The sequence below is a fragment of the Vibrio sp. B183 genome (assembly GCF_000740665.1).
Classification (GTDB): Bacteria; Pseudomonadota; Gammaproteobacteria; order Enterobacterales; family Vibrionaceae; genus Vibrio; species Vibrio coralliilyticus.
Genome location: NZ_JPQB01000016.1, coordinates 195,298 through 203,869, shown reverse-complemented (window position 1 = coordinate 203,869; position 8,572 = coordinate 195,298). Strand labels below are relative to the sequence as shown.

Annotated in this window: 5 protein-coding genes and 2 pseudogenes; 2 read left to right on the top strand and 5 right to left on the bottom strand. The window is 44.6% G+C overall.

Translation table 11 applies throughout. The features are described from left to right. Positions 1 to 98: 98 nt before the first annotated feature. Positions 99 to 362, top strand: a pseudogene (locus tag IX95_RS19230) (transposase); the annotation flags it as partial. A gap of 246 nt (positions 363 to 608) precedes the next feature. Here the strand turns inward: IX95_RS19230 and IX95_RS19225 are convergent. Further along, on the bottom strand, positions 609 to 1,649 hold the full coding sequence (locus IX95_RS19225) for an IS110 family transposase (protein WP_038163198.1): 1,041 nt from the start codon (positions 1,647 to 1,649) through the stop codon (positions 609 to 611). 40 nt (positions 1,650 to 1,689) lie between these two features. Between IX95_RS19225 and IX95_RS19220 the strand changes: the two are divergent. Continuing rightward, positions 1,690 to 2,634 (top strand): annotated as a pseudogene (locus IX95_RS19220) (IS3 family transposase); the annotation flags it as partial. Between the two features lie 434 nt (positions 2,635 to 3,068). Here IX95_RS19220 and IX95_RS19215 read toward each other — a convergent pair. From IX95_RS19215 to cls, 4 genes are all read right to left on the bottom strand, one after another. Further along, positions 3,069 to 4,247 carry a tyrosine-type recombinase/integrase gene (locus tag IX95_RS19215; protein WP_038163197.1) on the bottom strand — a complete coding sequence of 393 codons (1,179 nt, stop codon included), beginning with the start codon at positions 4,245 to 4,247 and terminating at the stop codon, positions 3,069 to 3,071. Positions 4,248 to 4,345: 98 nt separating this feature from the next. Then, a complete protein-coding gene (locus IX95_RS19210) occupies positions 4,346 to 5,269 on the bottom strand; it encodes an esterase/lipase family protein (RefSeq protein ID WP_152562054.1) in 924 nt (307 codons plus the stop codon). Between the two features lie 241 nt (positions 5,270 to 5,510). Beyond that, positions 5,511 to 6,716, bottom strand: coding sequence for a cystathionine beta-lyase (locus IX95_RS19205; protein ID WP_038163195.1), 1,206 nt, complete (start codon positions 6,714 to 6,716; stop codon positions 5,511 to 5,513). An 87-nt stretch (positions 6,717 to 6,803) separates the two neighbouring features. Beyond that, positions 6,804 to 8,258 carry a cardiolipin synthase gene (gene cls, locus IX95_RS19200; RefSeq protein WP_038163193.1) on the bottom strand — a complete coding sequence of 485 codons (1,455 nt, stop codon included), beginning with the start codon at positions 8,256 to 8,258 and terminating at the stop codon, positions 6,804 to 6,806. Between the last annotated feature and the right edge of the window lie 314 nt (positions 8,259 to 8,572).

The window sequence follows — 8,572 nt, the reverse complement described above, 5'->3', positions numbered from 1 at the left end:
TAAAGTTACTTTTATCAATAACTGAAGTGGCATAGTGAATTTGGCCACCTGATTAAGAGGTGATGTATGATCATCTCGATACTAAAACAGGTGACATTATGACTAAGCGTGAAAGACGCACTTTTAACCCAGAATTTAAACTTGAATGCGCTCAACTGGTACTTGATCAGGGGCGAACCTACAAAGAAACCTGTGAAGCAATGGGCATTGGAAGAACCACGCTAGAAAGCTGGGTTAGGCAACTCAAAGCTGAAAGAGCTGGTAAAGCACCAAATGCATCACCATTGACTCCTGAGCAAAGAGAAATCCGCGACCTTAAAAAGAAAATCAAGCGCATTGAAGAAGAAAAGGAAATTCTAAAAAATGTATGGTCTGCTCCGTTTTTGCAAGTAAAAGCTCGCTGTCAGAATACGTTTGCGTCAATGTATCCGGCCTGTTTGTGAACCATCTAGTGTTCTGGCCTTGATGGGATACGCACGTTGTTGTCCTAATAAAGCGCTCAGTCATAAAAGACTGCTTTTTTAGCCAGGCTTCAACACCGTGGGTTTAACGCTTCTGTCATCAGCTTGTTTCTCGCAAAATCTATGGAAAATATAATTCGTTGTATGCTATTTCACAGCCGAAGCTGGATATGGTTGATACTCATGCCCAGAGGTCAATACCTTCCAACAGATTCTCATTATCTTGTTAGCTAAGGCAATTAAAACGACATGGTGATGATGTGTCGCCTCTAACTTTGCTACCCACCGCCCGAGTGCAGATTTGTCTCGCTTCATGTGTATCTTTAATGCTTTAGCACCTTGTATCACCTGACGGCGTAGATAAACATTACCCCTTTTACTTATACCACCAAGGTTGCTTTTCCCGCCTGTGGAGTATTGTCTGGGAACTAAACCTAACCATGCCGACATATCTCGGCCTCGCTTAAATTGAGTGCCTGAACCAACCGCGGCGATTAACCCAGTGGCGACAATTGGGCCAATACCTGGAACGCTGGATATAAGTCGGCACTTCTCTGACGCAATTGAGGCCTGTTGCAATTGCTCGCTCATTTCATCAATTTGAACATCAAGATGTTGCCAACGCTCCCGCAAGCGAAACACTAAAGCACGGATAAAGTCGGGAAGTCCATTTTCCGCATCCTCTAAGATGCCGGGTAAGTTGCGTTCGAATACTTTGCGACCTACAGGAACTGTAATACCGTATTCAAGTAGCAAAGCCCGCATCTGGTTCACAGTCGCTGTGCGCTCCACAATAAAACGCTGCCTTACTCGATGAATCGCTTGTAGGGCAAGTTGTTCGTGCGTCTTTAGGGAAACACAGCGCATAGTGCCACGGCTGCCTGCTTCAGCGATTGCGGCAGCATCATTGAAGTCATTCTTGTTTGATTTTAAGTACGGCTTAACAAACTGAGCGGGAATGATTTTTACTGTGAACCCTGCATCATTAAATAATCTTCCCCAGTATTGGGAACCCGGACAAGCTTCAACCGCTACAATTGTAGGTGGAGTGTTAATCACAAAGGTTTTAAGCTGGCTTCGAGTAAGCTTCTTGCGCCAAAGAATATGCCCTTGACGATCCATTGCTACGATGTGAAACCAGTTTTTCCCTAGGTCGATACCGTAGATATGCACATTTGAACTAGACATGGTCGGTCTCCTTGTTTTTGCGATCTCCCTTGCTGAGTATAGATATCAGAGGGAGGAGCAGACCATCCCATTAGGCTACGGCTCTCTTGATGTCAGACTCCCTGAACGGTTCTCGATAATCGAGAAACTCAAGAAGAGTTATGCTGTGAAACGGCTTTGTGAAGTGTTCGGGGTTCATCGCAGTAGCTATCGTTATTGGGTAAATAGAGATAAATTTCTGTCGTCAGAGCGTGTGCTTGTTCGTGCCGAAGTTCGCCGAGCTTATGAGCTGAGCAATGGTTCCGCTGGGGCGAGAACCATTGCTGATATAGTAACAGCGAGAGGCATTCCACTTAGTCGTTATCGAGCGAGTAAGTTCATGAAAGAACTAGACTTAGTCAGTTGCCAACTACCGAAACATGCGTACAAAAAAACACAACAGGAACATGTTCATATACCCAACCGGTTAAATCGTCAGTTCGCGGTAACTGAACCGAATCAAGTCTGGTGCGGCGATGTGACCTACATCTGGACGGGACAGAGATGGTCTTATCTAGCGGTTGTTATTGACTTGTTCGCACGAAAAGTTATTGGTTGGGCAATGTCTAACTCACCAGATAGCGCATTGACCGGTAAGGCGTTAAGCATGGCTTATGAGAGCCGTGGAAGACCATCTGGCGTGATGTTCCACTCGGACCAAGGTTGCCACTATACGAGTAAGAAGTATCGTCAGTTGTTATGGCGATATCGAATCGCTCAAAGTATGAGTCGTCGTGGGAACTGTTGGGATAATAGCCCTATGGAGCGAGTGTTCAGAAGCTTGAAAACGGAATGGGTTCCAAAGAATGGTTATAGAAGCTTTACAGAGGCACACCAAGCAATAACGGATTACCTAGTTGGTTATTACAACCAGCATCGTCCACACCAATACAATGGTGGATTAACACCAAATGAATCAGAACGACAGTTCTGGTTCCCTTATAAAACTGTGGCCAGTTTTACTTGACCACTTCACACCCTGGTCGAGAGTGCTGAGCATGGCAAAGAACAATCGGATCGATGCCGTCTTTCATGCCAGCTATAAAGCAGAGAGAGCGGTGTACTTGGCTTACTTTCTTTAATTTGTGGAGATGGTAACTTCAAGGGAATCTCTCACCCTTCATGTAAACACAAAGGTTGTATCGACCCTGTTGATATTGATAAATGGGCAGGATGGTTTATGGGGTGGCTGGATGGTTAGTATGATACTTTAATACTAAGATTATATAGAATAAAACCATTTATTTCGATTTAGTATGATACTTTATTATTATTTCGAGGGTAGAAATCTCTTATTAAATAGGGCTCCATAAATTTTTTAGTATGAAACTTTATTCCTCTCCCACATCTGCTTGGATGAAAATACGCAGTGACCAAACTATATTGACTTCCGTCATGTTTTTATGCGCATAAGCCTTGAACAGAAATCTCGTTGATTTGGTCTTGATATTCAAGCGCTAAGTCATCCATCAAGTCATTTACTATTTCGAGATATATCATGGTCGTAGTGATGCTTGAATGTCCAAGTCTTTGCTGTAAATACATCAGCGGCTCAAATTTGCCTTGTTTACGCTCTTGCAAGCCTTTTAGCATGTGACAAGCGTAGGTGTGGCGAAGTTTGTGAGGGTTCACTTTAAAATCTAAGCCTAAGTCGTTTAGAGCCTTGTTGAAGCCTGAACCTAATGACCATTCTGTATTGTCATTCGTGTTTAGGAATAACAAATCACTATGGAAAACAGGGTTACCTTTCTTATCTTGGCCATGCGACATCACCTGTTCGTGGCGGATAGTTTGGGTGTAATTCCACAGGTCTTTCATAAGGCGATGAGGAATGTGTATAACACGCCCTTTTTCACCCTTGGTTCGGTTAATTTCAACCCTGTAGATGGCTCTACCTTCTACTGGTTTTCGTATCAGGTTCAAGGGAAACAGTAGTAATTCTTTCTTTCGGATTCCTGTCTGTAGACAGAGCCTTGTCATCAGTTTGACCACTGGATTTTTGATGGTATTTATAAGCTCTTGCACTTCTTCTTTTGAAAGAAATTTTGGTAGCGTTTTAGGTGGACTTAGCATGACGTCAGGGCTTAACACTTCGCCAGCATCATTCTTGGTGTGAGCTAGGAAATCATTTTTGTTTTTGCTTGTTTTGATGGTAACCAGTGAGTAAGGGAGTTCTGATACCCAACCTTGCCCAACCGCAAACTGATAGAAGCGCACGACTGTTCGGAGATGCTGATTCACAGAGATACTCGCCATTCCATCATCAAGGCAAGCATCACGGTATACAGCTACAATCATTTCAGTAATACCATCATCAGCAATATCAGTCCAATCCAACCCATTATCCTCAATGAAGGTAAAAAAGGACACTAGATGTGCTGCATAGGTTTTCCACGTTTCTCTGCTCTTAATTCTTCCACTTTTAATTAATAAAAATTCTAGGAACTGATGACCCTCTTCAAAGAGCGCGCCTGACAGAGTACCAATATCTTCATTTGAGTGAGACCAAAGCAACAGAGGGAAGTTAGGATAAGGGTAGCCTTTGATCTTAAACTCTGATGTAGAACTAACTGAAATCATATAATGTGCCACTTTCAACATATAAACGTTATGAGTAGGATATTTAACATTATACTTTGCTTGTTACAGTTAGTCCTCCATTTATCATCTTATAGTTCCTACAAACCTTGCAGTTTCAGGCGGTTGGCATGTTGGCGATAAAGAGTCACTGGATCGGTTTCAAACAAATGGTGGATACCAAGTAAGCCATTAATCTCGTCCAAATGATTCATTTTGTAGTCGTCACGAATAACTTGACCTAAGTGAGTGCTACAAGCGCCAACCAGACCGTCATTCGGTTCATTAAACGCTAGGCCAAGAATGGTCATTGCGGCATCCGTTGGATCAAAGATATTGGTAAAGGTAGATGAACCTGTCCAAGAGTAGTAATAAACGCCATTACCAGCGAGTAAATCACCGTTTCCGCACTCAGTGGCCGGAATGCCTTCCGGATAATGTTGGTTAAACGCAAGTGAACCTTCGGTGGTTAAAGCATCCAAAGAGGCAAGAGGATCTTGGTCTAGGTCACCACCACCAGACAATAGATTGATCAGTGTCGTCAGTCCTTGAGCTAGCTTTACTGCCAAGGCCTCTAAACCAGAGTCTTCGGGTACGGTACCGCGAACGAGGTCAGCCACTTTAGAGCCTTTGTTGACACCACCGATACTGGTCACAGAAGCGACGAGGTCTGGTCTGACAGACGCTACATAACGCGCAGTAGGGCCACCATGGCTATGTCCGACTAAGTTAACTTTTGCTGCGCCTGTCGCTGCAAGTAAAGTTTCCACTTGTTCTAGCAACTGCTCGCCACGAACTTCAGAGCTGTTCGTCGCAGAGACTTGAGCAACGTAAACGCTTGCACCGTCTTTGGTTAAGGTGTGCGGAATGCCATAGAAATAGTCAACGCCCGCTAATGTATCAAAGCCGAATAATCCGTGAACTAGCACAATGGGGTATTGAGTTTGAGTGTAGCCACTAGCATTGGATGCGCTAGTAGTTGCCGATAGCCCTAAACTGAAGATACAGAGCACAGCAAGTATCAGTTTGTGTTTCAAAATTAGCTCCTTCTGGTATGACCTCTGATGAGTAACTAAACAGTAGAATAGAAAATGAGCTATACGAAATTTGAATGAAAAGTAAGCAATAGAATTGTGAATTGGAGATGGAAAACAACACAATTGTTTAACGTGTCATTATTAAGTAAGTAATTGATAAAATGTTCAATAATATCATTAAGTTAAAAATAAAGCCCCTGAGTCAGGGGCTTGATTGAATTGGCTAGCGTTAAGCCGTCGCGGACTGCTCTAAAATGAGTGAGTTATAGCGTTCAAAACCTCGCTCAAGGTCAGCGATCAGATCCTCAACATTTTCCAAACCGATATGCAGACGGATCAACGTGCCATCAAAGTTTGGATTGGCAATGGTTCTCAAGCTATTGAAGCTTTTTGGTTCGTTGGCCAGAATCAAACTTTCAAAACCGCCCCAAGAATAGCCCATGCTGAAATGCTTCATACCATCAAGTAGTGCTGTAGTAGCTCGTGGGTAGCTTGTTTTTAGTACGAATGAGAATAGGCCGTTACCGCCAGTGAAATCGCGCTGGAAAAACTCGTGACCAGGGCAGCTTTCTAAAGCTGGGTGGCGCACGTGATCGACTTCAGGTCGGCTTTGCAGCCACTGTGCAACCTTGAGGCTATTCTCGGCATGTTGACGTAGTCGGACATCCAGAGTGCGAATACCGCGCAGCCCGAGATAGGCATCATCTGGTGAAACACACTGCCCCATCAAATAGCTTTGTTCGCGCAGTTGGTCCCAATGTTTCTCATTGGCGATCGCTGTACCTAACATGACATCGGAGTGGCCAACAATGTACTTGGTCGCAGCCTGAATAGAGATATCAACACCATGTTCAAAAGGCGAGAAGTTCACGCCAGCCGCCCAAGTGTTGTCGAGCATTACAATGATGTCATGTTCGTGAGCAATCTTGGCCAAGGTTGGAACGTCTTGCACTTCCATAGTGATAGAGCCAGGTGACTCTAGAAACAGCACTTTGGTATTGGGCTGAATTAAATCGCGAATACCTTCTCCAATCATCGGATCATAATAGGTGGTTTCCACTCCCATCTTCTTCATGATTTTGTCACAGAAGTCACGGGTTGGTTCATAGCAGGTATCAACCATAAGAATATGATCGCCCGACTCAACAAAAGAAAGAATTGCGTTGGAAATAGCCGCAGTACCACAAGGGTACAAAGCGCAACCAGCGCCGCCCTCAACTTCAACCATTGCATCTTGGAAAGCAAAGTGAGTGTTGGTGCCGCGACGGCCATAAAAGAGTGTTTTGTTTGCTCGGTTGACGGTCGCATGGTGTTTTTCGGCAACCGTATTAAACACGACAGTAGAAGCTCGCTGAACTGGTGGATTAACGACACCATTGGTCCATTTTTCGTCACGACCCGCGGTGACCAGCTTCGTTTGCTTACCTTCTGACATTGGAAGTCCTTATCTGAAAATGCGTTGCCCTATTTAAAACATGGCAACGCATTAATAGCAAGAGGGTCAGGAGTAAGAAATAACGGATTACAGAAGTGGGTTAAATAGGTAGTAAGTACGCTCTAAGAAACGTGAATATAGAGAGCGCTTTTTCCATTCTTCTAACTTCACTTGATGGGAGGTTTCCATGTAGTTCTGCTGAAGCCAGTACATCTCTTTAGTGAAAGCTTCGTCATCGATCGCCAATGTGAGCTCGAAATTGAGCCATAGGCTGCGCATGTCCATGTTGACCGTTCCCACTAAGCAGAACTGCTGGTCGATAACAACAGATTTAGTATGCAGTAAGCCACCGTAGAACTCATAAATTTCAACGCCTGCTTCCATCAACTCAGCATAAAAAGCCCGCGAAGCCCATTGCACCATTAGTGAATCGTTCTTATGCGGGATAATAAGTTCAACGGTAATGCCCCTTTGTGCTGTCATCTTGAGTGTTTCGAGTAAATCGGCGCTAGGAACGAAATAAGGCGTGGTGATCCGCACCGACTGGTTGGCCTGATTAATGGCGAGTGTCAGTACTTGGGAAATAAGATGCTCTGGCATCCCTGGCCCAGAAGGTACTACTTGCACGGGATGCTGAGGTTCATTTGGATCGAGCTGGCATTCAGGTAATTGAGGGAGTGAACGCGAGCCGGTTTCCACCTCCCAATCCCAGCAGTGAATAGCAGAAAGAACGTTAACCGTCGGGCCTGTCACGCGGACCATCATATCGATCCATTGCCCGACGCCTGATTCTTGCTTGAAGAAAGCCGGGTCAACGAGGTTCATTGAGCCTGTATAGCCAATTTTGTCGTCTATAACGATAATTTTCCGATGCTGGCGAAGATCGAGGCGACGCAGGAAAATACGCCAAGGGCTCACTTCCAAGGCTTGTACTACTTCGACGCCGGCGGCTTGCATCATCTTGAGCCACTGACTGCGGAAGAAGCGCGGGCTGCCCGCTGAGTCGAGAAGCAGTTTCACTTCTACGTCTCGTTTCGCAGCTCTTATCAGCGCTGAAGCTACGGCATCAGCAAGCCCACCTGGATGCCAGATGTAAAACACCATTCTTACGCTATTTTCTGCATTTTCAATATCATCAATGATCGAATGGAGTATTTCGTTGGGCGAGCTTTGCAAAGACAGAGTATTGCCACTTAAGGCAGGTAAGCCTAGGCGATTGTTGCAGAGCTCATCGATACGATAGATATGACGGCCAAAGCCTGCTGTATCGTGGGCGTGACATTCATTCAGGCTGGAAAACCATTTGGCAAAAGGCGCAAACATCTCTTTTGCGCGCTCGGCTCTCTTTCGCCCGAGATTCAACTCACCGAATAAAAAGTAGCAAGCGACCCCAACAATGGGAATGATATAGATGATCATCAGCCATGCGAGAGAAACACTAACTGCTCTCCGTTTCAGAACGACGCGTAAAGTTACCCCTGCTACGAGGATCCAGTAAAAGACAATGCCCGCCAATGTGAGGAAGTGATAGAACTTTTCCATTCAATTTCCTGCGTAAATCAATCGCTTGAGTAAGGTTGATGTTCAACCTAGATATTAAATCCAGTTGGAAGCGCCGACAACAAACATTTCGTTGCCAAATGTTCTTACAAGTAATGTGACACAAGTGGTTAGATAAATGTCAGGAATAGAATTATTATGTTATGACAATGTAAAATGTAGATAAAAGGGGAGGTTTTTGATTAAAAAAGCAGCGTTTAAGCATGCTATACCGTGCGGTGGTGGGAATTTACACTTTTTGGGGTTCCAATTTTAATCTCAAACTGGTTTACTTGCCACATTGTTAGGGTCACCTA

What these genes read in the sequence shown, in the direction of transcription:
- IX95_RS19225 (WP_038163198.1), bottom strand. Translation starts at nt 1,649, where the DNA reads ATGTCTAGTTCAAATGTGCATATCTACGGTATCGACCTAGGGAAAAAC.
- IX95_RS19215 (WP_038163197.1), bottom strand. Translation starts at nt 4,247, where the DNA reads ATGATTTCAGTTAGTTCTACATCAGAGTTTAAGATCAAAGGCTACCCT.
- IX95_RS19205 (WP_038163195.1), bottom strand. Translation starts at nt 6,716, where the DNA reads ATGTCAGAAGGTAAGCAAACGAAGCTGGTCACCGCGGGTCGTGACGAA.
- cls (WP_038163193.1), bottom strand. Translation starts at nt 8,258, where the DNA reads ATGGAAAAGTTCTATCACTTCCTCACATTGGCGGGCATTGTCTTTTAC.